Consider the following 26,166-nt stretch of genomic DNA (forward strand, 5'->3'; position numbering starts at 1 on the left):
GATCGCCGTCTCGTGTCGGGATATGCGGTCAGGCCGCAGAAGGTGACACGAGACGGCGATCTCGTCGTGGAAGCCGCGGGTTGCGGGAAATTGAGGTCAGGTCAGGGTGGTGCGGGTGCGTTCGTAGGCGCTGAGAGCCCGGCGGACGGGCTCGACCACGTAACGCAGGGCGACCTTGTCGATCTCGGCGCGCAGGATCGTCTCGGTGCGGGCGTCGGCGCGCTTCTTCGCGCCGGGCAGCCACGCGCGGCGCGGCCGCTGCGCGTCGGCGTACGCGACGGCCTGGCTCAGCGCCGCGGGCAGCTCGCCGAGGCGGGACCGGGCGGCCGTCTCGACGGCGCGTGCCCAGGGGCCGGGCAGGCCGGCCGCGGCGCTCGCGGCGAACGCCTGGACGGACTGCTCGATGCGGGCGGCGTCGGTGCCGGCCGAGGCGAGACCGCGGACCAGGGAGTTGATCGACGGCGGGGTGACCGGGTTGCCGACGAGCTTGGCCAAGTCGGCCAGCGACGCGGTGAGGTCGCGGTCGACGGCCTCCTCGGCGACGGTGCCGCGCAGGATGACCGGCTCCAGCAGGGCACGCAGCACGGCCACGCCGGGGTAGCCGCGGGTGGATCGCTCGGTGACGAACGGGCCGGGCTTGGGCTTGATCGGCCCGCGCTTGCTCGGCGGCAGCGCGGGCACGTCGCCGGTGGCCGAGGTCGGGACCAGGGGCACCTTGCCCAGGCCGCCGTCGTCCAGCAGCTGGCGCAGGTCGGCGCCGACCTTGGGCAGCTGGGCGGGCTGCAGCTTGTCGGTCTGGTTGAGGGCGACGATGAGGCCGTCGCGCTGGCTGGCGAGCTGGCGCAGGTAGCCCTCGTGCACGAGCTGGTCGCCGTACTTCTGCGGGTCGCAGATCCAGATCACGACGTCGACCAGGTGCAGCAGCCGGTCCACCTCGGTGCGGTGGCGCGGCTCGACGGAGTCGACGTCGGGCAGGTCGAGCAGGATCATGCCGCGTAGGCCGGCCTCGTCGTTGGCGTCGAGCGCGGACTCACGGGTGAACCGGCGCCGCGAGGAGACGCCGAGCCAGTCCAGCAGCTCGTCGGCGTACGTGAGGCTGCCCCACACGCACGCGTACGGCTCGGAGGTGGTCGGGCGCAGGATGCCCGCGGGCGACCGGTCGATCGTGGTGAACGCGTTGAACATGCTGGACTTGCCGCTGCCGGTGGTGCCGGCCAGCGCGATGGTGGTGAAGCCCCGGGACAGCCGCAGCCGGTCCGCCGAGCGCTCGGCGATCACCCGCGCGTTCTCCAGCGCCGGCTCACCGGCGAGGTGCTCGCCCGCGAGGTCCACGACCTGCTGGACGATGTCGAGCTTGGTGGCGACGGACTCACTACCGGGGGTGGCGTGGGTCACCGGGCCCTCCTTCCGCTCTCCTCGACGTCATGTTGCCTCGGCAAGTTTCGCACTCGCGCACTTGTGGAGGAACTCCCAGATCGGAGTGACCACCCTCTCGGCGAGCATGCCCTGCCGGTCGAGCTCGGACTCCGCGACCACGAACAGCGGCACCGGCTCGCCGAGCAGTTGCGTGAGGTGCGGCAGGATCTCGTCGGCGGCCGCGCTGGGCACGCGGTCGAGGATCACTGCCAGGTCGACCCTTCGCTGCTGCGCGGCGCGCAGGTCCCGCCACGCCTGGGCGTCAGCGTAGCGGGCCGCCGTGGTCAGGAAGATCCAGAGGTCGGCGCGCTCGAACACGGCCTCGGTCGCGGACCGGTTGGTCTGGTCGACGGCGTTCACGTCCGGTGCGTCCACGATCGCCAGGTGGGGCGGGAGGGCGGGCGCGGCTATCGGGGGCATGCCGAGCCAGGACATGGCGGCCACGCTGCGTGGATGGCAGGCCAGGGCGGGCTTGCGGGTGGTGGGGCGCAGGATGCCGGTGGCGCTGATCGGGGCTCGCGCCAGGCTGTTGACCAGCGTCGACTTGCCCGCGCCGGTCGGCCCTCCGACCACCGCGAGCAGAGGTGCGGTCCGTGCCGCCCCGCCCTCGGTTACTCGTTGGTCATACACAAGGGAAGCCTAAGCGGAAATGGGACAACTCACTAGGACACCGTCAGACTTGAGTGTGACGGGCTCAACCTTCCGCTTGACAGTTCCGGCTCCCGTGTCAGTATTGAGTCGTCCGGACTCAACTTGACGGTCCGGCAACTTTGATCTTGGAGGAACACGAACATGGCACGTGCGGTCGGCATCGACCTGGGTACGACCAACTCCTGTATGGCCGTGCTCGAGGGTGGCGAACCCACCGTCATCGCGAACGCCGAGGGCTCCCGCACGACGCCCTCGATCGTGGCGTTCGCCAAGAACGGTGAGGTGCTCGTCGGCGAGGTGGCCAAGCGCCAGGCCGTCACCAACCCGGACCGCACCATCCGGTCCGTGAAGCGTGAGGTCGGCACCAACTGGACCGTCGACATCGACAGCAAGAAGTACACGCCGCAGGAGATCTCCGCGCGGGTGCTGCAGAAGCTCAAGCGGGACGCCGAGGCCTACCTGGGCGAGACCGTCACCGACGTCGTGATCACCGTCCCCGCGTACTTCAACGACGCGCAGCGTACGGCGACCAAGGAGGCCGGTGAGATCGCCGGCTTCAACGTGCTGCGCATCGTCAACGAGCCCACCGCCGCCGCGCTGGCGTACGGCCTGGACAAGGGCTCGAAGGAGCAGACCGTCCTGGTCTTCGACCTCGGTGGTGGCACGTTCGACGTCTCGCTGCTGGAGCTGGCCGAGGGCGTCGTCGAGGTCAAGTCGACCTCCGGTGACAACCACCTGGGCGGCGACGACTGGGATGAGCGCATCATCGAGCACCTGGTGAAGACGTTCCGCGGCCAGTACGGCGTGGACCTGGGCGCCGACAAGATGGCCATGCAGCGCCTCAAGGAGGCCGCGGAGAAGGCCAAGATCGAGCTGTCGGCGGCCAACACCACCGGCATCAACCTGCCCTACATCACCGCCGGCGCCGAGGGCCCGCTGCACCTGGACGTGACCCTGACCCGGGCCGAGTTCCAGCGCATGACCCAGGACCTGCTCGACCGGTGCAAGGCGCCGTTCGAGTCGGCGATCCGGGACGCGGGCGTCAAGCTGGCCGACATCGACCACGTCATCCTGGTCGGCGGCTCCACCCGGATGCCCGCCGTGACCGACCTGGTCAAGCAGCTCACCGGCAAGGAGCCCAACAAGGGCGTCAACCCGGACGAGGTCGTCGCGGTCGGCGCGGCGCTGCAGGCCGGTGTGCTCAAGGGTGAGGTCAAGGACGTCCTCCTGCTGGACGTGACCCCGCTGTCGCTGGGCATCGAGACCAAGGGCGGCATCATGCACCGCCTGGTGGAGCGCAACACCACCATCCCGACCAAGCGGTCCGAGGTCTACACCACCGCCGACGACAACCAGCCCTCCGTGCTCATCCAGGTCTTCCAGGGCGAGCGCGAGATGGCGGCGTACAACAAGAAGCTCGGCACGTTCGAGCTGACCGGCATCGCGCCGGCGCCGCGCGGCGTGCCGAAGATCGAGGTCACCTTCGACATCGACGCCAACGGCATCGTGCACGTGTCCGCCAAGGACCTGGGCACCGGCAAGGAGCAGTCGATGACGATCACCGGCGGCTCGTCGCTGCCGAAGGACGACATCGAGCGCATGCGCCGCGACGCCGAGGAGCACGCGGAGGAGGACCGCCGCCGCCGCGAGGAGGCGGAGACCCGCAACGTGGCCGAGGCGCTGCAGTGGCAGACCGAGAAGTTCCTCGCGGAGAGCGGCGACAAGCTGCCCGCCGACGCGCGGGAGAACATCAACGAGGCGCTGAGCGAGCTGCGCAGCGCGCTGGCGGGCACCGACATCGAGAAGATCAAGTCGGCGCACGAGAAGCTCGCCCAGGTGTCGCAGGCGGCCGGTTCGGCGCTGTACGGCCAGGCCGGCGGTCCGAGCGCGACCGACGCGGGCCCGCAGGGCGCGACCGGGGGTGCCAAGGCCGATGACGACGTCGTAGATGCGGAGATCATCGACGACGAGGGCAAGAAGTGACCGGAGCAAAGGGTGCCTCGCCGGCGGAACCGCCCGCCGGCGAGCGCATCGTGATCAAGAACAAGCGCAAGATCAGCCCGAGCGGAGCGACCATGTCCGAGCAGCCGGAGACCCCGGCCGTCCCGGCGGCCGGCACCGAGCAGGCCGGCGGTGGTGGGGAGTCGTCGGAAGCCCGAGCCGCCACCGAAGCCGCGCAGGAGGCGACTCCGGCCGCGGAGAACCCCCCGCAGGAGGCGCCCGAGCAGGTCGTCGTCGAGACGGTCACCGTCGAGATGCAGACCGTCGACCTGGGCGCGCCGGAGGCCGCCGAGGCCGAGGCCGCGCCTGCCACCGAGTCCGCCGAGACCGTGGAGGGTGAGGTCGTCGAGGCCGAGCCCGTCGTGGAGCCGGCCGCCGAGCCCGAGGCCGGTGCGGTGCCCGCCGCGCTGGGCGCGGAGCTCGCGCAGCTGCGCACCGCGCTCGAGGAGCGCACGGCGGACCTGCAGCGGGTGACCGCCGAGTACGCCAATTACCGCAGGCGGGTGGAGCGCGACCGGGCGGTCTCCGCCGAGCTCGCCACCGGTTCGGTGCTGTCGGCGCTGCTCCCGATCCTGGACGACCTGGACCGGGCGCGCGACCACGGCGACCTGACTGGGCCGTTCGGCGCGGTCGCCGAGCAGCTCGGCGCGGTCGTGGCGAAGTTCGGCCTGACCGCGTTCGGCGAGAAGGGCGATCCTTTCGACCCGAACCGGCACGAGGCGGTGGCGCACCTGCCGTCCGCCGAGGTCACCGAGCCGACCTGCATCGACGTGATGCGCCGGGGCTACCTGCTGGGCGAGCGCCTGCTGCGCCCGGCCATGGTGGCCGTCGCGGCACCGGAATGACAACATGACCCAGGCTCCCTTCCCGCCGCGTACGCGAGCGGGAAGGGAGCCTCGGTCGCGACAGGGGGAGGGGGTACTGGATGAGCTCGAAAGACTGGCTGGAGAAGGACTTCTACGCGGTGCTCGGAGTGGCCAAGGACGCCACGGCCGCAGAGATCAAGAGGGCGTACCGCAGGCTCGCACGTGAGCTGCATCCGGACCACAACCCCGGCAACGCCGCCGCGGAGGAGCGCTTCAAGTCCGTGTCGGAGGCGTACGACGTGCTCTCCGACGAGAACCGGCGGCGCGAGTACGACGAGATGCGCTCGCTGTTCGAGTCGGGTGCGTTCCGGCGTGGTGCGCGCGGCGCGGGCGGCCAGCCCTTCGACATGTCCGACCTGTTCGGCCACGGCGGCGGTCGCGGGGGCGGTGACCAGCGCTTCGGCGGCGCCGGGTTCGCCGACCTGTTCGGCTCGATCTTCTCCGGCGGGGCCGGCACCGGCGCGCCGCCGCGCGGCCCGGCTCGCGGGCGCGACGTCGAGGCCGAGATCTTCCTGGACTTCGCGGACGCGGTGCAGGGCACGACCCAGCCGCTGACGCTGCGGACGCTCGGCGTCTGCGACACCTGCCACGGCGACGGCGCCAAGCCGGGCACCCGGCCGCGGACCTGCAAGTTCTGCCACGGCGCAGGTGTGATCAACCGCAACCAGGGCGCGTTCGGCTTCGCCGAGGCGTGCCGCGACTGCCAGGGCGTGGGCACGGTGGTCGACCACAAGTGCCCGGAGTGCGCCGGCACCGGCGGGGTGACCAAGACCCGCACGCTGACCGTACGGATCCCGGCGGGCGTCGCCGACGGCCAGCGCATCCGGCTGGCCGGGCGCGGTGAGCCCGGCGAGCGCGGCGGCCCGCCCGGTGACCTCTACATCCGGGCGATCGTGCGCCCGGACGCGATGTTCGGCCGCAACGGCGACGACCTGACCGTCACCATCCCGGTGACCTTCGCCGAGTCGGTGCTGGGCGCCGAGGTCCGGGTGCCCACTTTGGACGGCATGATGAAGGTCAAGGTGCCGCCGGGCACGCCGAGCGGGCGCCTGCTGCGGGTGCGCGGCAAGGGTGTGCCCAAACGTGATGGCCACAGCGGAGACCTGCTGGTTACCGTGGAGATAGTGGTGCCGCAGCAGCTGTCCGAGGAGGCTCGGGAGGCGCTGGTGCGCTTCACCGAGCTGGCCCCGCCCGTCCGGCGGGACCACCTGGAACGGAGGTGATCCACAGTGGATGAACACGCCAAGGTGCTGCTCATCTCGGTGGCCGCGCAACTGGCCGGCATGCACCCGCAGACGCTGCGGCAGTACGACCGGATGGGTCTGGTCGAGCCGGGGCGCTCCGCGGGCGGCGGCCGGCGCTACAGCCTGCGCGACGTCGAGCTGCTGCGCGAGATCCAGCGGCTGAGCCAGGAGGAGGGCGTCAACCTCGCCGGGGTCAGGCGGATCATCGACCAGGAACGCCTGGTGCTGGAGTTGCGGGAGCGGCTGCAGCACATGCAGGAGCGCCTGGCGTACGCCGAGGCGCGGCTGGCGCAGCTGGAGGCGATCTCCGCGTTCCCGCGCACCGAGCTGCTGCCGAGCACGCGCACCTCGACGGCGCTGGTGGTCTGGCGTCCGCGTTCCAGCGAAGGCTGAGCCGGCGCCGGGCGCGGCCGGTCCGTTCGTACCGCTGCCCGACGGCTTCGCTCACGTCAGGCGACGGCTACTGCAGGCGGCGGCCGTGGCGGACCAGGCCGCCCTCGCACCAGTCGTTGTAGTCGAACAGGCCGGGCCGGGCCAGCAGCACCCGGGTGTTGTGGGCCCATACCGCCATCTGCTCGTCGCCCTCCTCCTCGGCCTCCTCGACGAGCTTGCGCAGCTTGCGGCGGGGGTGGGCCTTGAAGCCGGTGCGGATCGCGTCAGCGGCGTAGATGTAGAGGCAGTGCAGGGCGAAGCGGCGGGCCGGGCAGCTGGTGTCCATGGCCAGGTCGAACAGCGTGTTGATGAGCCGGTCGCCGGAGACCAGCAGGTCCCAGTCCGGGGGCATGGCTGTCAGGGGCACGGATTCCGGTGCGTACGCCCAGGTCCGCAACTCGTTCGGCGTGGGGTCGACCGGGTTCGCGAAGCCACGGAACACCGCCGGGGGAGCGCTCATCGTTATCCTCCGCTGGAATGAAAGCGGGCTGTGGGAGACGCGGCCAGAGTCAGCGGCGCTGCTGCCGCGACACGCTAGCGCGCCGTTCCTGGTCAAGGGAAGGTCACCGCGAGTACTTTCATCAACCTGTTACGCACCGCGACCAACCGGGCACGCCCGCGCGGGCGTCGGGGGCACGCTCGGGCGCGTCCGGCGGGAACCCGCCGGGCGGCTCAGGGCTCGTCCGGATATGACTTTCACCAGCGTGAATCGCCGCGCGGGCCGGGCGCGCCCGCTCCTGCTGCTCTGCCTCGTGGCGGGACTGGCCGCGGCCTGCTCGCCGGGCGACCCGGCGGCCACCGTCCCCACCGCCTCCGTCCCCGTGGCCGTCCCGTCCGGCCCGCCGGCGCGGGCGGCGGTCACCGAGCGCACCGTCCGGGTGGCCGGCGTGCCGCAGGGGTATCAGGCCTACATCGAGTTCGCCGACGCTCGGCACGGGTATGCCCTGTTCAGCGACTGCCCGACGGACGGGGCGTGCCGGGGCGGGCTGCTGTTCGCCAGCGCCGACGGCGGCGCCACCTGGCAGCCCCGCCCGGTCCCGGACCGCGACGGGCACAACCTCCAGCTCTACGTCGACGGCCCGCAGCAGCTCTCGCTGTGGAGCGAGACCAACGGCTACCACCTGTCCCGGGACGGCGGGCGCACGTACACCTTCGCGCGCGAGGTCCCGCGTGAGCATCGCGCGGCCCTCGGCGTGCCGTTCGGCGTCGAGTACACCTCGACCGAGGCCGTCCTCACCGACTACCGGACCGGCAAGCCCGTGCCGCTGCCCGACGGCTACCAGGGCGGGGGCGCCACGGTCACCCGGGACGGCACGATCTGGCTCACCCGCTTCGACAAGGGGAAGGAGACGGCGCGCAGCACCGACGGCGGTGCGACCTGGCAGCGGCTGGCCGTGCCGGAGCAGCCCGGCCGGCAGCTGTTCGCGCTGTCCGTGCGGGTCTCCCCCACCGGCGACGCCTGGCTGATCGGCGAGCAGGATCCGATGTCGAGCCTCGGCGGCGGCACCGCGGCGCTGCGCGGCTCGGTGCTCAAGGGCACCGGCCTGCCGCTGGTCTGGCAGTTGCTGGGCGGCGGGTGGACACCCCGTCCGATCGAGGGGATCCGGGAGCAGCCGAACCACCCGTACTCGGTCGCGCCGGCGGGCGGCGGGCTGCTGGCGATCGCCGGACCGGAGGGCGTCGGCTACCTCGCTGACCGCTACGTCGCGGTGCCCGGTACGCCGCGCCTGGACTGGGTAGGCGTGCTGCCGGACGGCACCCTGTTCGGCCGCCAGAACGTGCCCGGCCGGATCCATCTCGGCCTCGGCGACGGCTGGCAGCGCGATTGGCTGGAACTCACGCTGATGTGACCCACGACGGCGTCCTCCAGACTGGCTCCGGCAAGTTGAGTGCAGTAGGCTCAACTTTGTTCGGAGCACTCAGCCGAGGGAGCGTATGGACACTCAGCGCCTGACCACCAAGAGCCGCGAGGTCATCACCACCGCGGCCGCCACCGCGCAGCAGCGGGGCCACGCCACCGTCGAGACGTGGCACCTGCTGCTGGCGCTGCTGGACACCGGCGGCTCCACCGCCGCGGGGCTGCTGCGCGCGGTCGGGGCCAACCCCGCCGACGTGCGCCGCGCCGCCGCGCGGGCCGTGGAGCAGCTGCCGACGGCGCGCGGCAGCAGCGTCGCCGAGCCGAGCCTGTCCCGCGAGCTGGTCAACGCGATCAACGCGGCCGAGCAGGTGGCCCGGCCGCTGGGCGACGAGTACGTCTCCACCGAGCACCTGCTGGCCGGGCTGGCCCGGGTCGGCGGCGCGGTGGGCAAGGCCCTCAAGCAGGCCGGCGCGACCGAGGAGGCGCTGGTCGCCGCGTTCCCGGAGATCCGCGGCGGCGACCGCCGGGTCACCACCCCCGACCCCGAGCAGCAGTATCAGGCGCTGGAGAAGTACGGCGTGGACCTGACCGCCCGGGCCCGCGACGGCAAGGTGGACCCGGTCATCGGCCGCGACCCCGAGATCCGCCGCGTGATCCAGGTGCTCTCCCGGCGCACCAAGAACAACCCCGTGCTCATCGGCGAGCCGGGCGTCGGCAAAACCGCGATCGTCGAGGGCCTGGCCCAGCGCATCGTGGCCGGCGACGTGCCCGAGTCGCTGCGCGACAAGAAGCTGGTCAGCCTCGACCTCGGCGCCATGGTCGCCGGCGCGCAGTATCGCGGCCAGTTCGAGGAGCGGCTCAAGAGCGTGCTGGAGGAGATCAAGGCCAGCGACGGCCAGGTGATCACCTTCCTGGACGAGCTGCACACCGTGGTCGGCGCGGGCAAGGGCGAGGGCTCCATGGACGCGGGCAACATGCTCAAGCCCATGCTGGCCCGCGGCGAGCTGCGGATGGTCGGCGCGACCACCCTCGACGAGTACCGCGAGCACATCGAGAAGGACCCGGCCCTGGAGCGGCGCTTCCAGCCGGTGGTCGTCGGCGAGCCCACCGTCGAGGACACCATCGGCATCCTGCGCGGCCTCAAGGAGCGCTACGAGGTGCACCACGGCGTACGCATCACCGACGGCGCGCTGGTCGCCGCGGCGTCGCTGTCCGACCGCTACATCGCCGACCGCTTCCTGCCGGACAAGGCGATCGACCTGGTGGACGAGGCCGCCTCCCGGCTGCGCATGGAGATCGACTCCCGGCCCACCGAGGTCGACGAGATCGAGCGCCAGGTGCGCCGCCTGGAGATCGAGGAGATGGCGCTGGCCAAGGAGCCCGACCCGGCCTCGGCGGAGCGGCTGACCAAGCTACGGGCCGAGCTGGCCGACAAGCGGGAGCACCTGGCCGCGCTGTCCGACCGGTGGCGCAACGAGAAGCAGCACATCCAGGCCATCTCCGCGGCCAAGGAGCAGCTGGAGGAGCTGCGTACGCAGGCCGACCGGGCGGAGCGCGACCTCGACCTGGGCCGCGCCTCGGAGCTGCGCTACGGCCGCATTCCGGCGCTGGAGCGCGACCTCGCCCACGCCGAGCAGGAGCTGGCCGCGCTGCAGACGCACGGCGCGATGCTCAAGGAGGAGGTCGGCGCGAACGACGTCGCCGAGGTCGTCGCCGCGTGGACCGGCATCCCGGCCGGCCGGATGATGGAGGGCGAGACCGAGAAGCTGCTGCGCATGGAGGAGTCGCTCGGCTCCCGGGTGATCGGGCAGGCCGAGGCGGTCGCCGCGGTCTCCGACGCGGTGCGCCGGGCGCGCACCGGCATCGCCGACCCGGACCGGCCCACCGGCTCGTTCCTCTTCCTCGGCCCCACCGGCGTGGGCAAGACCGAGCTGGGCAAAGCGCTGGCCGAGTTCCTCTTCGACGACGAGCGGGCCATGGTCCGCATCGACATGAGCGAGTACGCCGAGAAGCACTCGGTGGCCCGCCTGGTCGGCGCCCCGCCCGGCTACGTCGGCTACGAGGAGGGCGGCCAGCTCACCGAGGCGGTGCGGCGGCGGCCGTACTCCGTGGTGCTGCTCGACGAGGTGGAGAAGGCCCACCCGGACGTCTTCGACGTGCTGCTCCAGGTGCTCGACGACGGCCGGCTCACCGACGGGCAGGGCCGCACGGTCGACTTCCGCAACGCGATCCTGATCCTCACCTCGAACCTGGGCTCGCACGCCATCGCCGACCCGACCCTGTCGGAGGAGCAGCGCAAAGACTCCGTCATGGCGGTGGTGCGCACCCACTTCAAGCCCGAGTTCCTCAACCGGCTCGACGACATCGTGGTCTTCCACGCGCTCAGCCAGGACGAGCTGACCTCGATCGTGGACATCCAGCTGGCCCGGCTGCGGCGGCGGCTCGCCGACCGGCGGCTCACCCTGGAGGTCACCGACGTGGCCCGCAAGTGGCTGGCCGGGCACGGCTACGACCCGGTGTACGGGGCGCGCCCGCTGCGCCGCCTGATCCAGTCGTCCATCGGCGACAAGCTGGCCAAGGCCTTGCTGGCGGGCGAGGTCCGGGACGGCGACACGGTCCTGATCGACCGGGACGGCGACGCGCTGCGAATCATGTGACCTGGGAAAACGCTGCTTGACGGGGGATGGCCTCGGTTCGCTACGCTGCCGGGCCGTGACCACCCCCGTCATCATCTACGCCCAGCCCGACCCGCAGGCCGGACCGCGACCCGCCACCGTGACCGTCGCCGTCTGGCTGCAGAGCGCCGTCGTGCTGCTCGCGGCGTCGCTCATCCCCGCCATCTGGTACATGCACGCCCGCTGGACGCGGCTGATCGACGAGGCGCTGCTCACGACGCCCGGCGCCGACCAGGACATCGCCGCCGCGGAGCGCGACTCCAGCCTGTACGCGGCGATCGCGATGACGGTGGTCGCCGCGCTCGTGGTGCTGTGGTTCGGCGGCACGCTGCCGCCGCTCTGGCGCGGCTCCAACCTGGCGCGCGTCCTGGCGGCGGTCGGCAGCGGCCTGCTCGGAGTGGGCGGCTTCGTCATGAACTGCTGCGGGCTCGCGTTCCTGCCGCTGCTGTTCCTGCTGCCGTTCGAGCCGATGGACCCAGGCATGGACCCGGGCCTGGATCCGGGCCTCGACCCGGCCGCGCCGGTGCCGGACGACCCGTTCTTCGACGAGGACCCGTTCACCGAGCGCCTCTACCAGCTGTCCGACCGTGACGTAGCGTGGCTGGAGTGGCTGGTCCCGCTGGCGGGCGGGCTGGCGCTGCTGCTGCTCGTCGGGGTGTTCGTGCTGCTGCTGGTGCCCCCGTCGAACCGCTGGTTCGCCCCACGCCCTCCGCAGCCCTTCTCCGGCCACCCGTATCCGGGCTACGGGTACCCGGCGTACCCGCACCCGGGTTACCCGCATTCCGCGGCACCCGCCCCGCCGGCCGAGGCGAAGCAGCCGCCCACACCGTTCTGAGCACGGACCCAACCGGTGGCGCTCGGCGGCGCCTACCCTCGAAGTCAGGTTGACGCTGGGTGCCCGGTGACCTGATCGCGGCGCCCGGTCTGCCCTGGGCGCATGTCGCGGTGGAGGAGCTGGCCTCCTCCTGAGGAGGGAGCGGCGATCGATCTGAGGTCGCAGGCGCGCGTGGCGAGCAGCGATTACGGTGTCCGCATGTCCTACACGCCACCTCCGAGCGGCTACCTGGTCCCGCCCGCGCCCGGCGCCGGTCCGCGGCCCGGCACAGTCACCGCCTCCAGCATGCTGCTCTACCTGACCTCGGCCCTGCTCGTGCTGAGCGCGGCGCTGTCCGTCTACACGTACTCCGCGCTGTCCACCAGCGAGATCGAGGACATCTACCGGCAGGGCGGCGCCGACCCGTCGATGGCGGAGAGCAGCGCCGCGATCGTGATGGGCGCGGCTTACGGCGGCGCGGTGCTGACCGTTGTCGTCGCCGTGCTGTTCGTGATCCTCGGCCTGTTCGTGAACAAGGGCAAGCAGTGGGCCCGGGTCACCACCTGGGTCATCGGCGGCATCGGCCTGTGCTGCTGCGGCTTCGGCCTGGCCGGGCAGGCGTTGACCGCCTCGCTGACCGGCGGGAGCGCGGGCGGGATCGACCAGGACGAGATCACCCGGCGGCTGTCGGAGCAGATGCCGGACTGGACCACCGGCGTGAGCATCGTGATCACCGTGGTGCAGCTGCTCGCCCTGCTCGCTGTGATCATCCTGCTGGCGCTGCCGCCGTCGAACAACTTCTTCCGCAAGCCCGCGCCGGAGTGGACGCCGCCGGCGTACCCCGTCTGACCTGGGCTGACGGCAGCGCGGGACCGGTGCTCAGAGCACCGGTCCCGCGCTGTCTGCGTTATCCCGAATCGGGCACATAAGTGCAGGTGATAGGGGTAACTTCCGATCTGGAGCATGACTCGCGCCGCTCGTTTCGGGGGTACGCCAATGTCCCATTCCGCTTCGCACCCGGTGGATCCGGTGGATCCGGCCCACCCGAGCGTCGAGCACGGGCGTCCCGCCGTGGTCACCGCCGCGGCCGCGATCCTCGGCCTGCTGGCCCTGCTCAACGTGGTGAACGCGATCCTGCACCTGGCCGCGATCAACACCGTGCTCAACCACTTCCGGGTCCGGGCCGTGCTCGCGGGCGTAGACCCGGCGGACCTCGGCCCGATCGAGACCAGCCTGAAGACGGGGCTGGTCATCAGTGCCCTGGTCGCCGTGCTGGCGGCGATCGTGCTGGCGATCCTGGCCTGGGGCGTCTGGCAGGGCAGCCAGGTCGCCCGCGTGGTCACCTGGGTGGTCTGCGGCCTCGGCATCATGCTCGCCTGCTGCGGCATCTCCGGCGCGACCACCCTGGGCACCGGCAACGTGACCGTGCAGGGCGGCGCCGACCCGTCCGCCACCCGTGGCGTGCAGGCGCTCGTGGACTCCTTCCCCGGTTGGTGGGCCGGGCTCACCGGACTCTCCTCCGCCGGCCAGGTTCTCGGCTACATTGCCACTGCGGTGCTGCTCGCCCTCCCGGCCGCGAACCTCTTCTTCAGCCGGAAGCGCGCCCTGCCGCCGGGCGCCGACACCGCCCGCTAATGGCTCGTCCCGGCGGCCCGCCTGAACGGCGGACCACCGACGACTCCCCACCAGCGCCACCGCGCCTCCCCCGACCGTCTGAGGTGAGCCGATGTCCTCCTCCGCTGCCCACACCGCCGTCCCGGAGACCCAGGCCGAGCCCGCCGCGGAGCCGTCCGCCGCGCGCCGCGTCGCGCTGGTCACCGGCGCCACCGCCGGCATCGGCCGCGCGTTCGCGGTGCGCCTGGCCGGCGACGGCTGGGACCTCGTCCTGGTCGCCCGGGACGAGGCCCGGCTCGCCGAGTTCTCCGAGGCGCTGAGCAGGACGTACGGGGTGCGGGCCGCGGTCCTCGCGGCGGACCTGTCCACCACCGACGGCTGTGAACTGGTGGAGGAACGGCTGCGCGATTCGGCCCGCCCGGTTGACCTGCTTGTCAACAACGCCGGCCTGTCGCTGAACACCCCTTTCCTCAGGTCCACTGTGGAGCAGGAACTGCACCTGCTCGCGGTGAACGTGCAGGCCGTGATGCGGTTGACCCACGCGGCGCTGCCCGTGATGGCGGCCCGAGGGCGGGGAGATGTCATCAATGTCTCATCTGTCGCCGGGTTCGGCGCGGCGATGCCCGGCAGCACCTATCCGGCGAGTAAAGCGTGGGTCACCAACTTCAGCGAGTCGGTGGCGCTGTCCGTAGCGCACCAGGGTGTACGGGTCATGGCGTTGTGCCCCGGTTTCACCCGTACGGAGTTCCACGACCGGGCCGGGATCAACATGACGAAGACGCCGGAGTGGCTGTGGCTGCAGGCACCCCAGGTGGTCGCCGACGGCCTGCGTGACCTGCGGCGGGGCCGCACGGTGAGCGTGCCGAGCTGGAAGTACAAGGTGCTCGTGGGATTCATGCGGCACACCCCGACCCGGTTGCTGCGGCGGCTCGCGCGAAGCGCCCGGGTGCGCACCGGGCGCGATAATGAGGGCGGCAACTGACCGTCGCGCAAGTGTCTGCCCGGATCGCGGGATACCCCCTTGATCGAGCTCTCAGGATCGGCGAGTAGTCTCCGTCCCATGTCCGACCGCGACGACCTGCGTAAATTCATCACTGATCTCGCGGTGGTGCGGGGGAAGGTTGTCCTGTCCTCCGGGAAGGAGGCCGACTACTACGTCGACCTCCGCCGGATCACCCTGCATCACGCGGCCGCGCCCCTGGTCGGGCGCGTGCTCAACGAGCTGACCGCGGACTGGGACTTCGACGCCGTGGGTGGTCTCACGCTGGGCGCCGACCCGGTGGCCACGGCGATGCTGCACACCTCGCCCCGGCCGCTGGACGCCTTCGTCGTCCGCAAGGCGGGCAAGGCGCACGGGTTGCAGCGCCGCATCGAAGGACCGGACGTGGCCGGTCGCCGCGTGCTCGCTGTCGAGGACACCTCGACTACGGGCGGTAGTGTTCTCGCCGCTATTGATGCACTGCGGGAGGCGGGTGCCGAGGTCATCGGTGTTGCGGTTATTGTCGATCGAGGCGCGGGCGATACGGTGCGTGCTGCCGGACTGTCGTACCGAGCCGCCTATACGTTGGCGGACCTTGGCCTGTCGGCCTAACGGAACTCCGATCCGTACCTGGTAATATGTAGGTGGATCGATGCTGTTGTTGGAAGGAAGAAATCACGTGGGAACAGCTCTGGTGGAAACCCCGCTGCCTCAAATCTCGCCCCTCGCCGGTGAGCCGATCGAGCGTGCCGACGCGGAGCGTCTCGCCGGCGTGCTGAAGGCGCTGGCCGACCCGGCTCGCCTCCGGCTGCTGAGCCTGATTCAGTCCGCCCCCGAGGGCGAGGCGTGCGTTTGTGACCTGACCGCTCCGCTGGGCCTGTCCCAGCCGACCGTCAGCCACCACCTGCGCATCCTCACCGAGGCCGGCCTGCTCAACCGCGACAAGCGCGGCGTGTGGGCTTACTACAGCCTCGTGCCGTCCGCCATCGCCACCGTCGCCGAGCTGCTGACCCCGCCGCGCAAGCGCGCGACGAAGAAGGCTCGCTGACCCGGCAAGGCCCTGATGCGTCGTGGGGCGCACACTCCGATCACGGAGTGTGCGCCCCACGACGCTTTTCGTGACCTTGGACGGCCATTGATGTAACGCAGCGCACGCTGCGGCAACCGTGAGTGAAAACCGTGAGCACGTGGTTGCAGAAGGGCGCCGGGCCTCTAAGCTGACGCGATATTCGGCGTGCTGCCGCCCCGGTAACCCCCGCCGCAGGGCCCGGCGCCGCCGCTTCCCAACTGGGAGTCACCCATGTCCGGACGGCACATCCGACACAGCTGGGACGCCCCCGAGCTGCCCGCCGCTCCCCGCCGAACAGGCCTGTTCAGCCGCCGCGCCGTGCGCATTCCCGTGATCATCGTGGGCGTGCTGTCCCTGTGCGGCCTGGCCACCGTGGTGGTCCGCGGGGTCAGCGCGGACGCCGACGGCTGCGGCAGCGCGGGGATCAAGCTGACCGTCGCCGCCGACCCCGCGATCGCCCCCGCCCTCACCGAGATCGGCAACCGCTGGAGCGCCACCAACCCGCTGGTCGGTGAGGACTGCGTACGCGTCGAGGTCGTCGCCAAGCCCTCCTACCAGCTCGCCAATTCCCTCGGCACCTGGGCCGGCGGCAACATCGACGTCGCCGACAAGCCCGCGCCCACCCCGCAGGACTCCGAGCTGCCCGTGGTCTGGGTGCCGGACTCGACGTACTGGCTGGGCCGGGTGCGCGGCGTCGACCGCGACCTCTTCGAGGCCGACGCCCCGTCGGTCGCGGCTAGCCCGGTGGTGCTCGCGGTGCCCGAGACCGTGGCCCGCCAGCTCGGCGACAAGGTCAAGGGCGGCATCGACGCCCCGCTGCTCAAGCAGATGCTGTTCGCCAAGCCGTCGGCGCTCAAGCTCGGCGTCGTCGAACCGCGCCGGGACACCGCCGGCATGGTCGGCGCGATGATGCTGTCCGACGCGGTCGTCGCGCAGGAGAAGGACCTGCCCAACCTCGTCGGCGTCTACCGCGCCATCGGTGGGCCGGTGCCCGACGTCGAGGCGCTGTGGAAGGCGTACGCGGCCGGGCTGACCGCCGCGCCGGTCAGCGAGCAGTCGGTGATCGCGTACAACGCGAAGGCGAAGGCCCCGATGGCCGCGGTCACCCTGGCCGAGGCGCCCACCCTCGACTTCCCCTTCGCCGTCCGGTCCCGCCAGCCGCGCCCGCTGGCCACCGCCGCGGCGATGTTCTCCCAGGCGGTACGCGGCGGCGAGTACAAGTCCGTGTTCGCGGAGAACGGCCTGCGCACGCCGGACGGGCAGGTCTCCACCGGCTTCCCCACCGGCCACGGGGTGACCTCGGCCGGGGTCTTCGTGCAGCCGCTGGCGGACATGAACAAGGTCCGCAGCGCGATGACGGTGTGGGTCGCGGCCAAGACCCCGTCCCGGGTGATCGCGCTGGTCGACGCGACCTCGTCGATGGGCCGGACGATGACCGGCGGCGGCAACACCGCGGTCCGGATGAACGTGCTGCGCAGCGCCGCCGAGAACGGCCTGCGCCTGTTCACCGACGACAGCGAGCTCGGCCTGTGGGCGTTCGCGGGCAAGGGCCACGTGCCGCTGGTGCCGCTCGGCGAGCTGACCCGGTCGCAGCGCGCGAAGCTGCTCACCGCGGTCCGGCAGGCCGCGCCGCAGCCGACCGACGTCTCCCCGCTCTACCAGTCGGTCATCGCGGGCTACCGGGAGCTGCTCAAGGGCTACGACCCGGCGCGCAGCAACACCCTGGTGGTCTTCACCGACGGCCGGGACGGCTCCGGCATGCAGCTGCGCACCGTACAGAAGGAGCTGGAGAAGCTCGCCGACGTGACCAAGCCGATCCGGGTGGTCCTGCTGGGCCTCGGCCCCGACGTGAAGCTGGCCGACCTGCAGTCCGTCGCCGATACCACGGGCGGCGTCGCCTTCCAGGTCACCGACCCCGCCCAGATGGAGACGATCTTCCTGCGCGCGCTGCTCGCGTGATCCTCCCTCTATACGAACGAAGCTCCCGCCGTCTGCTCGGCGGGAGCTTCGCTCGTGAAGGGGGCGGGCTCAGAAGGCGTCGATCTTGCTCATGACGACGGTGTCGTCGCCACCGCCGAGGCGGGCGAGGCGCTTCTTCTCCTTGCGGTCGCGGATCATCTCGATGAAGACCGGGATCAGCGACAGGAAGATGATCAGGAACACCATCGGCAGGATGTACTTGTCGATGTGCTCCGGGCCGCCGATGGCGGTGATGATCTGCTCGGCGAGCAGGTAGCCGGCCAGCAGGATGCCGTCGACCCAGAGGATCGCGCCGACCACGTTCCACACGAAGAACTGCCTGGCGGGCATGCCCAGCACGCCGGCCACCGGGTTCAGGAAGGTGCGCACGATCGGGATGAACCGGGCCAGCACCACCGCGCGGCGCGGGCCGAACTTCACGAAGTAGTGCTCGGCCTTACGCACGTAATCCTGCTTGAACAGGCGTGAATCCGGTTTGTTGAACATCCGTGGCCCGTACTTGGCGCCGAGCCAGTGGCCCAGCTGCGCGCCGATGATGGCGCAGATCGGGCCGAGCAGCAGCAGCCAGCCGATGGGCAGCTGCACACCGTGCGACTCCAGGAAGCCGGAGGCGAACACACCCGCGATGAACAGCAGGGAGTCACCCGGCAGGAAGAAACCGATCATGAGGCCGGTCTCGGCGAAGAGGATGAAGCAGACACCGAACAGGGCGGCCGGGCCGAACAGCTCCAGCCAGGCCTTGGGGTCCAGCGGGTTGAAGTCGGCGGAGGCCAGCGGGGGCATGGCCAGGGCCTGGAGAGAGTCGACTACGGTCACGCCGCCCAAGAGTACCGGGCAATGTTGCGAACTCCCTGACACGTCCATGGAGTCGAGGAGGTGGCACTGCCTTGGGAGGACGGCTGCTTCAGGAGTAGTCCTCGTCGGGGGGTACGACGACGACCCTCTGCTCGACCTCGTCCCACTCGGAGGCCGGCGGCACCGGCCCGTCCGGTTCTCCGAGTGGCTCGTCGGGGAGGGCGTTGATGATGTCGTCGTCCGCCAGGGAGGTGGCCTGGGCCGACTGTTCGAGCGCGTCGGCTTCGGGCACGTCGTCTGCGTACGCGTTCCCTGCCACGTTCTCGGTCATTGCTTCACGGTATGACGTGCCCTCGGCAGTTCGCCAGCAGATGTGAGTTCCGGCGTAGAAGATGACCATATGGGCTTTCTGATCCGTTGGGTGATCAACGCGGTGGCGTTGTGGATCACCACATTGATCGTCTCCGGCATCGAGGTCACCGCCGCCACCACCGTGCGCAGCATCCTCACCCTCATCGTGGTGGCGCTGATCTTCGGTCTGGTCAACGCGATCCTGAAACCCGTCATCCACCTGTTCGGCTGCGTCTTCTACGTGATCACGCTCGGCCTGTTCGCATTGCTGGTCAACGCGCTGCTGTTCCTGCTCGTGGACTGGCTGGCCGGGGTGTTCAAGCTGCCCTTCGAGATCGACGGCTTCTGGCCCGCGTTCTGGGGCGCCATCGTCATGGGCATCGTGAGCTGGGCGCTCAGCCTGCTGGTCCCGGACGGGGACGAAGCGTGACACCAGGGGCCGATTCGCCAGGTCAAGTGACGTAGGCAATACTTCCGTAACGAGGACAGTGCGGTCTTCCCGCCAGCCACCATGCGCGGGCGCGACGCCACCGCCGCGGCCAGCCGCGTTACTGCACGACGCTAGGAGCGTTCACAGATGCCTATCGCATCCCCTGAGGTCTACGCCGAGATGCTCGACCGCGCCAAGGCCGGCGCGTTCGCCTACCCCGCGATCAACGTCTCCTCCTCGCAGACGCTGCACGCCGCGCTGCAGGGCTTCGCGGAGGCGGAGAGCGACGGGATCATCCAGGTCTCCACCGGCGGCGCCGAGTACCTGTCCGGCCCGACCATCAAGGACATGGTCACCGGTTCGGTCGCCTTCGCCGCGTTCGCGCACGAGGTCGCCAAGAAGTACTCGGTGAACGTCGCGCTGCACACCGACCACTGCCCCAAGAACAAGCTGGACGGCTTCGTCCGCCCGCTGCTGGCGATCTCCGCCGAGCGCGTGGCCCGGGGCGAGAACCCGCTGTTCCAGTCGCACATGTGGGACGGCTCGGCGGTGCCGCTGGACGAGAACCTGCAGATCGCCGAGGAGCTGCTCGCGCTGACCCACGCCGCGAAGATCGTCCTCGAGATCGAGGTCGGCGTCGTCGGCGGCGAGGAGGACGGCGTCGTCGGCGCGATCGACGAGAAGCTGTACTCGACCGTCGAGGACGCGCTGGCCACCGCCGCCGCGCTGGGCCTGGGTGAGAAGGGCCGCTACATGACCGCCCTCACCTTCGGCAACGTGCACGGCGTGTACAAGCCGGGCAACGTCAAGCTCCGCCCGGAGATCCTGAAGGAGATCCAGGAGCAGGTCGGCGCCAAGTATGGCAAGGAGAAGCCGTTCGACCTGGTGTTCCACGGCGGCTCCGGCTCGCTGCTGTCGGAGATCCGCGACGCCGTCGACTACGGCGTGGTCAAGATGAACGTGGACACCGACACCCAGTACGCGTTCACCCGCCCGGTCGTGGAGCACATGTTCCGCAACTACGACGGCGTGCTGAAGATCGACGGCGAGGTCGGCAACAAGAAGCAGTACGACCCGCGCGCCTGGGGCAAGGCCGCCGAGTCCGGCATGGCCGCCCGCGTGGCGCAGGCCTGCCAGGACCTCCGCTCCACCGGCACCCGGATCAAGTAGTCCGGTCCGCCCGGCGCGCCGGGCGCGGCGAATGTCAGCGGTCATGATCTGCGGAACATCGCAGATCATGACCGCTTTTCGTGATCTCCGCCGAAGATGGGCACGTGCTCGCCGCCCCGCCTCCCCGGCTTCGCTGACGGTAATCGGTACGATCGTCCGAATCCGCGTCTGGAGGACAGGAGGTCCGCAGTGCTGGGCATCGACGGGTACGACCCGGTCTGGCACCACGACGCCGGCGCGCTCGCGGCGGCGCACCGCTCCCGCTTCGCCCGGGTCATCGGGCAGCCCCTGGTCGGCTCCTGGCTCGTCTGGGACCTCGACGCCGAGGCCTGGTTCACCGGCGGCCCCGTGGTCTTCGGCTTCCCCGACGCCAACATCGAGATCACGCACCGCAAGTTCGACGAGTGCGCGATCAGCTGGGACACCATCGACCTGCAGGCCCCGCTGGACTGGCCCGGCCTGCGCCTGGACTGGTGGGCCGACACCCACCCAGCCATCCTCAGCGCCCGGGGTCGCGCGCTGACCCGCGTCAACATCATCGAACGGATCAGCCCCACCGCCTGGCGTCCGCACGTCCTGCACGCCCTGGAGTTCTTCTTCGGCGACCTCCGCGTGGCCCTGTTCAACGCCATGGACGAGAACGGCCTCACCGGCGAACCCGAGGTCAACCTCCCCGTCGGCTTCTGGCGCCGCATCCCCGTCGCCTAACCCTTCGCGAAGGAAGGGCACCTTCTTATCGTTTTCCGTAGTAGAAGGTGCCCTTCTTAACCCTCGGCCCGCAGTGCCTGGGCGTCGGAGCCGGCGCTGTGCCCGAACCTCTCGATCCGGCGGGTCCTGCTCGAGGGCTGCGGGCTCGATGCGGCGGGTTCTGTTCGGGGGCCGTGGGCTCAGCGCGGCAGCACGACTTCGCTCCGTTCCGGGATCAGGCAGGCGAGCGTGGTGCGCCCCGACGCGGGGTCGACCGTGTACAGCTCCACCGTCTCGGCCAGATCCGGCGAACCCCGCTCGAAAGACTGCATGATCACGGGCACGCCGCCCAGGTTCCCGGCGATGCCGTAGGACAGGCCGAGCCGATGCGGCGGATGCGTCACCGTCCACCGTGGCGCCCCGCCCACCAGCGCGAACGCGGCTGTCACGGCCGGTTCGGCATCCTGCTCACCGCGTCCGCCGCCGACGCCGACGAGGGTGTCCCCGGTCAGCAGGATGAGGCTGTGCCGCGCAGGCAGCGTGCCGCGCGCCACCTCGTGGCCGTCGCGGTCGAGCACGAGCCACGACTCGTCGACGCCGTGCGGGTTCTGCTCGCCCCCGCCACCGGCCAGCTCATGGCTGCCGCGCAGCACGATCGACCCGTCCGGCCGCACCCCGAGCAGGTGCCAGGTCATGTTCGGCACCGGCTGCGCCCACTCCTGGACGCCGCCACCGGTCAGGTCGTACCGCGACAGCCGCAGCCGGTCGCCACCGTGCTCCCGCTGCAGCACCAGCCAGCGACCATCAGGCGACCAGTGGAAGTTGAAGCTGTCCGGCAGCTGCTCGACCCGGGTGCCGGTCAGGTCCCGAAGCTCCACGGTGCCGTGCACGGCGCGGGCGAGCCACCGGCCGTCTGGCGAGAGCCGGAGGTCGCGTACCGAGTCGTGGCGCGGCGGTTCCGGTGGCAGCGGCTCCGGCAGCTCGGACGCCTGCGGATCGGGCGACTGCGGGGGACGGTGCGGCAGGGGCGGCATCGTGTACCGCTCGCCGGTGCTGGTCACCAGCCAGATCGGCGCCTCGTACCCGACCTGGTAGGCCAGCGCCGCCCGGCCCGCCGGCCGCTCGGCGGGGAGGAGTTCAGGCGTGCCATCGGCGGGCAGCCCGGTCGCGCAGGAGGCGGGCAGCGCCGTGGCCGGTACCGGGGCGACTCCAGCGCACCCGGCGGACAGCAGCACGCCGACGAGCATCGGCGGCAGAACGGTAGCCGTAATATAACGTCGCATGATATATCGACGCTCGAGCTATCCGCGTCAGTTGCATCCCGCGTAGTCAGTCGCCACTCCCGCCGCGCAGCTCCGAGCCAGTGTGGAGGTGCTTAGCGGAGGCACCAGAGCGGATCTTCGCCAAACGGACGCGGAACCGCTGCCCGAGCGACCAAGCCCGCCCAGCGTGCGAGGCACGGCGGGAGATGAGCGTTAAGAGGGGCACCTTCTACTACGGATAACGATAAGAAGGTGCCCTTCCTTTCAGCAGAGGATGGCGAGGGCTTCGGTTACGTCGTCGGTGACGTGGACCAGGGAGGCCAGCTCGGCGCCGCCGAGGAGGGTACGCAGCAGCTCCGTCACCGGCAGCTGCTCCGTCCAGAAGCGGCGGCCCAGGAACACGAACGGGCCGCTGTCGCCGTCCGTCGCGTAGTACGTCTTCGTCGCCGCCTGGAAGACCTCCTGCACGGTGCCCGCCCGGCCCGGCGCGAACACGATGCCGCCACGCGCCAGCTTCAGGATCACGTCCTCCCGGATCGCGTTCGAGAAGTACTTCGCGATCTGCCCCGCGAACACGTTCGCCGGCTCGTGTCCGTACAGCCACGTCGGCACCGACAGGCCGCCCGCCCACAGGTCCACCGCCGGATACTCCGCCAGCACATGCAGAGCCGTCCGCGTATACGGGTCGTGGTCGTGGAAGTCCGGCGCCTCCGCCAGCCGCCCCACCGCCGCGTCCAGCGCCTCCACCGGGTACGCCGCCAGGTACGACCCCAGGTTCGCCGCCTCCATCACACCCGGCCCGCCGCCCGTCACGATCAGCCGCCCCGCCCCCGCCAGCCCGTGCCCGATCGCCGCGGCCAGCCGATACGCGTCACTGCCCCGCAGCTCCGCGTGCCCGCCCATGATCCCGATCCGGCGCGCCGGAGCCCAGTCCGCCGCCGCGTCATGCAGCGCGTTGTCGATCCCGTGATCGTGCAACCGCTGCGCGAGCGCCTCCCGCACCCCCGCGTTCGGCCCGCCCTCCGTCACGAAATGCCGGTACACCCGCGAGTCGTACATGTTCGCGAACCCGCCCTCCGCGAACCCCGCCGTCAGATCCGCGGCCGTGTACAGCCGTGCCGGATGCGTCGGATACGGCACCCAGTCCGCCACCGGCACCACGTGCGCCCCCCGGCGTACCAGCGCCGCCTCCGCGGCCAGGCTGGGAAACGAACAACCGATGAAGACGGCGTCCTTCACCTTGATGCGCGACAGATCCTGATCGATCGTCAGCCCCTGCACGGTCAGCCCCGCAAGGCTCCTCTCCGCCAGCCGCTCGGCCAGCTCCTGCACAGACTCGATCTCCAACGGGGTGGCAGCAGACATCAGCCGAGTATGCCCGTGACGAACCACCCACCCCACCGCGGGCACAACTCACCCAGGACCAGGTTGAATAAGGCAATGCGGAACCTGATGCCAGAACCACCCGCCACCCTGCTCCCCGACGACGAGAACGCGGCCGCCGCCCTCGCCGCCGCCGACGACCCCACCCCGGTCGCCGCCGACCACCCGACCTACAGCGCAGCCTGGGCCGCCCTGGCCCAGAACGCCCTCACCGCAGGCCAGCCCGTCACCGCGTACGCGTACGCCCGCACCGGCTACCACCGGGGGCTGGACCAGCTGCGCCGTGCCGGCTGGAAGGGCCACGGACCGGTGCCCTGGTCGCACGAGGCGAATCGGGGCTTTTTGCGGTGTCTGCATGCGCTGTCGGTGGCTGCTGCGGAGATCAATGAGGCGGATGAGGCGGCGCGGTGTGCGCAGTTTTTGAGGGATTGTGATCCGGCGGCGTTTGATGCTTTGAACTCTTGAGTTCTTGTTTACGGGGGATGGCGGGGTTCGGGGTGGGGCGCTGGGGCCGCAAAGAGCGCGGCCTTTTACGCGCCCCACCCCGAACCCCGCCATCCTGCGGGGGAGGCTCGACCACTTTCTGGGAGCGCACAACCGTCTACAGAACAGTCGAGTACACGGTCAAACAGGGTGGAACGGCGCCCACGGCGTTACCCGTACCTCCCCGTGCCCCGAGCGCTAGTTGGAGTGGCGGGGGCCGTTGTGCGCTTTATCTATGTGTTGCGTATGCCTTTGTGGAGCCGGGGGTTCGGGGTGGGCGCGTAAAAGGCCGCGCTCTTTGCGGCCCCAGCGCCCACCCCGAACCCCCGGCGGAACACCCGTAAACGACCTACAAACCCTCCGCCACCGAAGCCGCAATACGCAGCCACGCGTCCTGGGACTCTTCGCTGAGGCGGGCGTAGTCGATCGGTTCGCCGGAGTCGAGCATGCGCTCGTAGGGGGCGATGAGGACGGCGCGGGTGCGGGCGGCGAAGTGGCGTTCGATGGCGGGGATGTCGAGTTCGCGGCGGCTCGGGGGGAGGCTGACGATGGTCACTGCCTGGCGTACGAGTCTGCTGCGGCCGGTCTGCTCCAGGTGGTCGAGCATGCGGGCTGCTGTTTCCGCGGAGTCGTTTCTGGCTGACATGGTGACTACCAGCTGGTCTGTGGCGTCGATAGCTGCCTGCCAGTTTTCGGCGCGGACGTTGTTGCCGGTGTCGACCATGATCAGTTTGTAGAAGCGGCTGACGACCTCGCGGATCTCGGCGAAGGCGTGGGCGGTGAGCATCTCGCCGGCGGTGGCTGATTCGTCTGAGGCCAGCACTTCGAACATGCCGTCGCCTTGTGCGCGGACGTACTGGGAGAGGTCGCCTACGCGGCTCTGGGCGCCCTGGAACTGGTGCAGGTCGCGGAGGAGGTCGCGGACGGTGCGGGAGTGGAAGTCCTGCTGGGAGCGCATGCCGAGGGTGCCCTGGGTCTCGTTGTTGTCCCAGGCGAGGACGTAGCCGCCGCGTTTGCGGCCGAAGGTCATGGCGAGCAGGAGGACGGCGACGGTCTTGCCGGCGCCGCCCTTGGGGTTGACGACGGTGATCTGGCGCAGGCCGCCGAAGTTGCGGCGGACCAGGTCGGTGGCGCGGCGAACCTCCTGCTCGCGCTGGCCGGGGCTGAGGTTGACCAGGCCGAACGTGGTCTTGCGCAGGGCCGCCTGGATGCCCATGTGGGCGACGGGGTCGGCGGGGCGCTGGGCGCGGCGGCGGGCGAACTCCTCGGCGGTGGGCAGGTAGACCTCACCGGCGGCGGTGGGCTGCTGCGGGTTGCCGAACTGCGGGCCCTGCTGCGGGGTCGGCGTGGCCGGCATCGGGGGCAGCGGCGGGACCTGCGGGTTCTGCTGGGAGGCGACGGGCCATACGCCTGGTGCGGTCTGCGGCGGCGGCACGGCGGTGACCGGCGGGCGCTGCGGTGCGGGCGTGGTGGGCGGCGCCGGGATCGGCGGCACGCCGCCCTGCTGGTCGGCGGGACGCTGCGGCGGGACCGGGATCGGGTCGGCCGGCCGCGCGCTGCTCTGCGGCGGGGCCGGGACCGGGGGCGCGGGGATCGGCGCGGGGCCGGTCTGCGGCGGCAGCGGGATCGGGGCGCTGTGCGGCTGCACCGGCACGGCGGTCGGCGGCAGCGGCACCGGGACCGAGGCGGCGCCACGCGGCGGCAGCGGCACCGGCATGGTGGCGGTGAGGTCGGCCCCGCCCGCCACGGGCTGCGGCCCGGCCAGCGGGATGCCCGCCTGCGGGGCCGGCACCGCGATGGGCACCCCGGCCATCGGCTGGTCTGGGCGCGGGACGGGCGCGGACGCCCGGGTCCCCTGGCCACGCGCGGCCGGCTTGCTGTCCTCGCCAGGGCCGCTGATCTCGTCCGGCGGCCACTCCCAGTCCGTCATCGCCCTCTCCCCAGTGCGGTCTGCCCTGCAGCCTAGTCAGTGTGTACGAGCCGTGGCTCCTCCGCGACGGCCCACT

The 26,166-nt window shown here is 71.1% G+C and carries 25 protein-coding genes; 17 read left to right on the forward strand and 8 right to left on the reverse strand.

Going from position 1 to position 26,166, the window contains the following annotated elements; translation table 11 throughout:
* Positions 1–96 precede the first annotated feature (96 nt).
* A complete protein-coding gene (locus CS0771_RS07120; protein ID WP_212840291.1) occupies positions 97–1,395 on the reverse strand; it encodes a hypothetical protein in 1,299 nt (432 codons plus the stop codon).
* Between the two features lie 27 nt (positions 1,396–1,422).
* Complete coding sequence (locus CS0771_RS07125; RefSeq protein WP_212840292.1) at positions 1,423–2,046, reverse strand: GTPase domain-containing protein; 624 nt, start codon at positions 2,044–2,046, stop codon at positions 1,423–1,425.
* Between the two features lie 162 nt (positions 2,047–2,208).
* Here CS0771_RS07125 and dnaK point away from each other — a divergent pair, with 162 nt between their 5' ends.
* The 4 genes from dnaK (at position 2,209) to CS0771_RS07145 (ending at position 6,571) form a co-directional block, all read left to right on the forward strand.
* A complete protein-coding gene (gene dnaK, locus CS0771_RS07130; RefSeq protein WP_212840293.1) occupies positions 2,209–4,050 on the forward strand; it encodes a molecular chaperone DnaK in 1,842 nt (613 codons plus the stop codon).
* Positions 4,047–4,913 (forward strand): nucleotide exchange factor GrpE, encoded by an 867-nt coding sequence (gene grpE / locus CS0771_RS07135; RefSeq protein ID WP_244870656.1) that lies wholly within the window; start codon positions 4,047–4,049, stop codon positions 4,911–4,913. The genes dnaK and grpE overlap by 4 nt, the downstream gene beginning before the upstream one ends.
* A gap of 80 nt (positions 4,914–4,993) precedes the next feature.
* Positions 4,994–6,157: a molecular chaperone DnaJ gene (gene dnaJ / locus CS0771_RS07140; protein WP_212840294.1), complete on the forward strand. Its 1,164-nt coding sequence runs from the start codon at positions 4,994–4,996 to the stop codon at positions 6,155–6,157.
* 6 nt (positions 6,158–6,163) lie between these two features.
* Positions 6,164–6,571, forward strand: a complete 408-nt coding sequence (locus CS0771_RS07145) for a heat shock protein transcriptional repressor HspR (protein WP_212840295.1) — start codon at positions 6,164–6,166, stop codon at positions 6,569–6,571.
* 67 nt (positions 6,572–6,638) lie between these two features.
* Here CS0771_RS07145 and CS0771_RS07150 read toward each other — a convergent pair whose 3' ends face one another.
* On the reverse strand, positions 6,639–7,070 hold the full coding sequence (locus CS0771_RS07150; RefSeq protein WP_203752773.1) for a hypothetical protein: 432 nt from the start codon (positions 7,068–7,070) through the stop codon (positions 6,639–6,641).
* A 244-nt stretch (positions 7,071–7,314) separates the two neighbouring features.
* On the opposite strand from CS0771_RS07150, the gene CS0771_RS07155 reads away from it, so the two are divergent.
* The 9 genes from CS0771_RS07155 to CS0771_RS07195 all read left to right on the forward strand — a co-directional run bounded on the left by CS0771_RS07155 (position 7,315) and on the right by CS0771_RS07195 (position 17,578).
* A complete protein-coding gene (locus CS0771_RS07155) occupies positions 7,315–8,460 on the forward strand; it encodes a hypothetical protein (protein ID WP_212840296.1) in 1,146 nt (381 codons plus the stop codon).
* A gap of 85 nt (positions 8,461–8,545) precedes the next feature.
* Entirely contained in the window at positions 8,546–11,125 is a 2,580-nt protein-coding gene (gene clpB, locus CS0771_RS07160; protein WP_212840297.1) for an ATP-dependent chaperone ClpB, read from the forward strand.
* A gap of 55 nt (positions 11,126–11,180) precedes the next feature.
* Positions 11,181–11,978, forward strand: coding sequence for a hypothetical protein (locus tag CS0771_RS07165; RefSeq protein ID WP_212840298.1), 798 nt, complete (start codon positions 11,181–11,183; stop codon positions 11,976–11,978).
* A 198-nt stretch (positions 11,979–12,176) separates the two neighbouring features.
* A complete protein-coding gene (locus CS0771_RS07170; protein ID WP_212840299.1) occupies positions 12,177–12,806 on the forward strand; it encodes a hypothetical protein in 630 nt (209 codons plus the stop codon).
* A 147-nt stretch (positions 12,807–12,953) separates the two neighbouring features.
* Positions 12,954–13,592, forward strand: coding sequence for a hypothetical protein (locus CS0771_RS07175; protein WP_212840300.1), 639 nt, complete (start codon positions 12,954–12,956; stop codon positions 13,590–13,592).
* Between the two features lie 91 nt (positions 13,593–13,683).
* Positions 13,684–14,553, forward strand: coding sequence for an SDR family oxidoreductase (locus tag CS0771_RS07180; protein ID WP_212840301.1), 870 nt, complete (start codon positions 13,684–13,686; stop codon positions 14,551–14,553).
* 78 nt (positions 14,554–14,631) lie between these two features.
* Complete coding sequence (gene pyrE, locus CS0771_RS07185; RefSeq protein WP_212840302.1) at positions 14,632–15,162, forward strand: orotate phosphoribosyltransferase; 531 nt, start codon at positions 14,632–14,634, stop codon at positions 15,160–15,162.
* Between the two features lie 40 nt (positions 15,163–15,202).
* The gene (locus tag CS0771_RS07190; protein ID WP_120317708.1) at positions 15,203–15,598 is read left to right on the forward strand and encodes a helix-turn-helix transcriptional regulator; all 396 of its coding nucleotides are present in this window, start codon (positions 15,203–15,205) and stop codon (positions 15,596–15,598) included.
* Between the two features lie 252 nt (positions 15,599–15,850).
* Entirely contained in the window at positions 15,851–17,578 is a 1,728-nt protein-coding gene (locus CS0771_RS07195) for a VWA domain-containing protein (protein ID WP_212840303.1), read from the forward strand.
* A gap of 69 nt (positions 17,579–17,647) precedes the next feature.
* Here the strand turns inward: CS0771_RS07195 and CS0771_RS07200 are convergent, their stop codons facing one another.
* Positions 17,648–18,382 (reverse strand): DedA family protein, encoded by a 735-nt coding sequence (locus CS0771_RS07200; protein ID WP_212845675.1) that lies wholly within the window; start codon positions 18,380–18,382, stop codon positions 17,648–17,650.
* A gap of 121 nt (positions 18,383–18,503) precedes the next feature.
* Positions 18,504–18,725, reverse strand: coding sequence for a hypothetical protein (locus CS0771_RS07205; RefSeq protein WP_203752750.1), 222 nt, complete (start codon positions 18,723–18,725; stop codon positions 18,504–18,506).
* Positions 18,726–18,794: 69 nt separating this feature from the next.
* Between CS0771_RS07205 and CS0771_RS07210 the strand changes: the two genes are divergently transcribed.
* From CS0771_RS07210 to CS0771_RS07220, 3 genes are all read left to right on the forward strand, one after another.
* Entirely contained in the window at positions 18,795–19,175 is a 381-nt protein-coding gene (locus CS0771_RS07210; protein WP_212840304.1) for a phage holin family protein, read from the forward strand.
* A 147-nt stretch (positions 19,176–19,322) separates the two neighbouring features.
* Positions 19,323–20,345, forward strand: a complete 1,023-nt coding sequence (gene fbaA / locus CS0771_RS07215; RefSeq protein WP_203752746.1) for a class II fructose-bisphosphate aldolase — start codon at positions 19,323–19,325, stop codon at positions 20,343–20,345.
* 189 nt (positions 20,346–20,534) lie between these two features.
* Positions 20,535–21,053, forward strand: coding sequence for a hypothetical protein (locus CS0771_RS07220; protein WP_212840305.1), 519 nt, complete (start codon positions 20,535–20,537; stop codon positions 21,051–21,053).
* A gap of 179 nt (positions 21,054–21,232) precedes the next feature.
* On the opposite strand, the gene CS0771_RS07225 is transcribed toward CS0771_RS07220, so the two are convergent.
* Both CS0771_RS07225 and CS0771_RS07230 read right to left on the reverse strand, forming a co-directional pair.
* Positions 21,233–22,279, reverse strand: coding sequence for a hypothetical protein (locus CS0771_RS07225; protein ID WP_212840306.1), 1,047 nt, complete (start codon positions 22,277–22,279; stop codon positions 21,233–21,235).
* A gap of 279 nt (positions 22,280–22,558) precedes the next feature.
* On the reverse strand, positions 22,559–23,659 hold the full coding sequence (locus tag CS0771_RS07230) for an LOG family protein (RefSeq protein WP_212840307.1): 1,101 nt from the start codon (positions 23,657–23,659) through the stop codon (positions 22,559–22,561).
* A 75-nt stretch (positions 23,660–23,734) separates the two neighbouring features.
* Between CS0771_RS07230 and CS0771_RS07235 the strand changes: the two genes are divergently transcribed.
* Positions 23,735–24,142, forward strand: a complete 408-nt coding sequence (locus tag CS0771_RS07235; RefSeq protein WP_212840308.1) for a DUF3151 domain-containing protein — start codon at positions 23,735–23,737, stop codon at positions 24,140–24,142.
* Positions 24,143–24,509: 367 nt separating this feature from the next.
* On the opposite strand, the gene CS0771_RS07240 is transcribed toward CS0771_RS07235, so the two are convergent.
* Positions 24,510–26,090, reverse strand: coding sequence for a chromosome partitioning protein (locus tag CS0771_RS07240; protein WP_244870657.1), 1,581 nt, complete (start codon positions 26,088–26,090; stop codon positions 24,510–24,512).
* Between the last annotated feature and the right edge of the window lie 76 nt (positions 26,091–26,166).

Origin of the sequence: Catellatospora sp. IY07-71 (assembly GCF_018326265.1) — a bacterium.
Lineage (GTDB): Bacteria > Actinomycetota > Actinomycetes > Mycobacteriales > Micromonosporaceae > Catellatospora.

Bases quoted from the DNA above. Each gene is read 5' to 3' on its own strand.
- CS0771_RS07175 (WP_212840300.1), top strand. From the start codon at position 12,954: ATGTCCCATTCCGCTTCGCACCCGGTGGATCCGGTGGATCCGGCCCAC.
- dnaK (WP_212840293.1), top strand. From the start codon at position 2,209: ATGGCACGTGCGGTCGGCATCGACCTGGGTACGACCAACTCCTGTATG.
- fbaA (WP_203752746.1), top strand. From the start codon at position 19,323: ATGCCTATCGCATCCCCTGAGGTCTACGCCGAGATGCTCGACCGCGCC.
- CS0771_RS07150 (WP_203752773.1), bottom strand. From the start codon at position 7,070: ATGAGCGCTCCCCCGGCGGTGTTCCGTGGCTTCGCGAACCCGGTCGAC.
- CS0771_RS07225 (WP_212840306.1), bottom strand. From the start codon at position 22,279: ATGCTCGTCGGCGTGCTGCTGTCCGCCGGGTGCGCTGGAGTCGCCCCG.
- CS0771_RS07200 (WP_212845675.1), bottom strand. From the start codon at position 18,382: ATGCCCCCGCTGGCCTCCGCCGACTTCAACCCGCTGGACCCCAAGGCC.
- clpB (WP_212840297.1), top strand. From the start codon at position 8,546: ATGGACACTCAGCGCCTGACCACCAAGAGCCGCGAGGTCATCACCACC.
- CS0771_RS07235 (WP_212840308.1), top strand. From the start codon at position 23,735: ATGCGGAACCTGATGCCAGAACCACCCGCCACCCTGCTCCCCGACGAC.
- CS0771_RS07210 (WP_212840304.1), top strand. From the start codon at position 18,795: ATGGGCTTTCTGATCCGTTGGGTGATCAACGCGGTGGCGTTGTGGATC.
- CS0771_RS07230 (WP_212840307.1), bottom strand. From the start codon at position 23,659: ATGTCTGCTGCCACCCCGTTGGAGATCGAGTCTGTGCAGGAGCTGGCC.
- CS0771_RS07190 (WP_120317708.1), top strand. From the start codon at position 15,203: ATGCTGTTGTTGGAAGGAAGAAATCACGTGGGAACAGCTCTGGTGGAA.
- CS0771_RS07180 (WP_212840301.1), top strand. From the start codon at position 13,684: ATGTCCTCCTCCGCTGCCCACACCGCCGTCCCGGAGACCCAGGCCGAG.
- CS0771_RS07205 (WP_203752750.1), bottom strand. From the start codon at position 18,725: ATGACCGAGAACGTGGCAGGGAACGCGTACGCAGACGACGTGCCCGAA.
- dnaJ (WP_212840294.1), top strand. From the start codon at position 4,994: ATGAGCTCGAAAGACTGGCTGGAGAAGGACTTCTACGCGGTGCTCGGA.
- CS0771_RS07195 (WP_212840303.1), top strand. From the start codon at position 15,851: ATGTCCGGACGGCACATCCGACACAGCTGGGACGCCCCCGAGCTGCCC.
- pyrE (WP_212840302.1), top strand. From the start codon at position 14,632: ATGTCCGACCGCGACGACCTGCGTAAATTCATCACTGATCTCGCGGTG.
- CS0771_RS07240 (WP_244870657.1), bottom strand. From the start codon at position 26,090: ATGACGGACTGGGAGTGGCCGCCGGACGAGATCAGCGGCCCTGGCGAG.
- CS0771_RS07170 (WP_212840299.1), top strand. From the start codon at position 12,177: ATGTCCTACACGCCACCTCCGAGCGGCTACCTGGTCCCGCCCGCGCCC.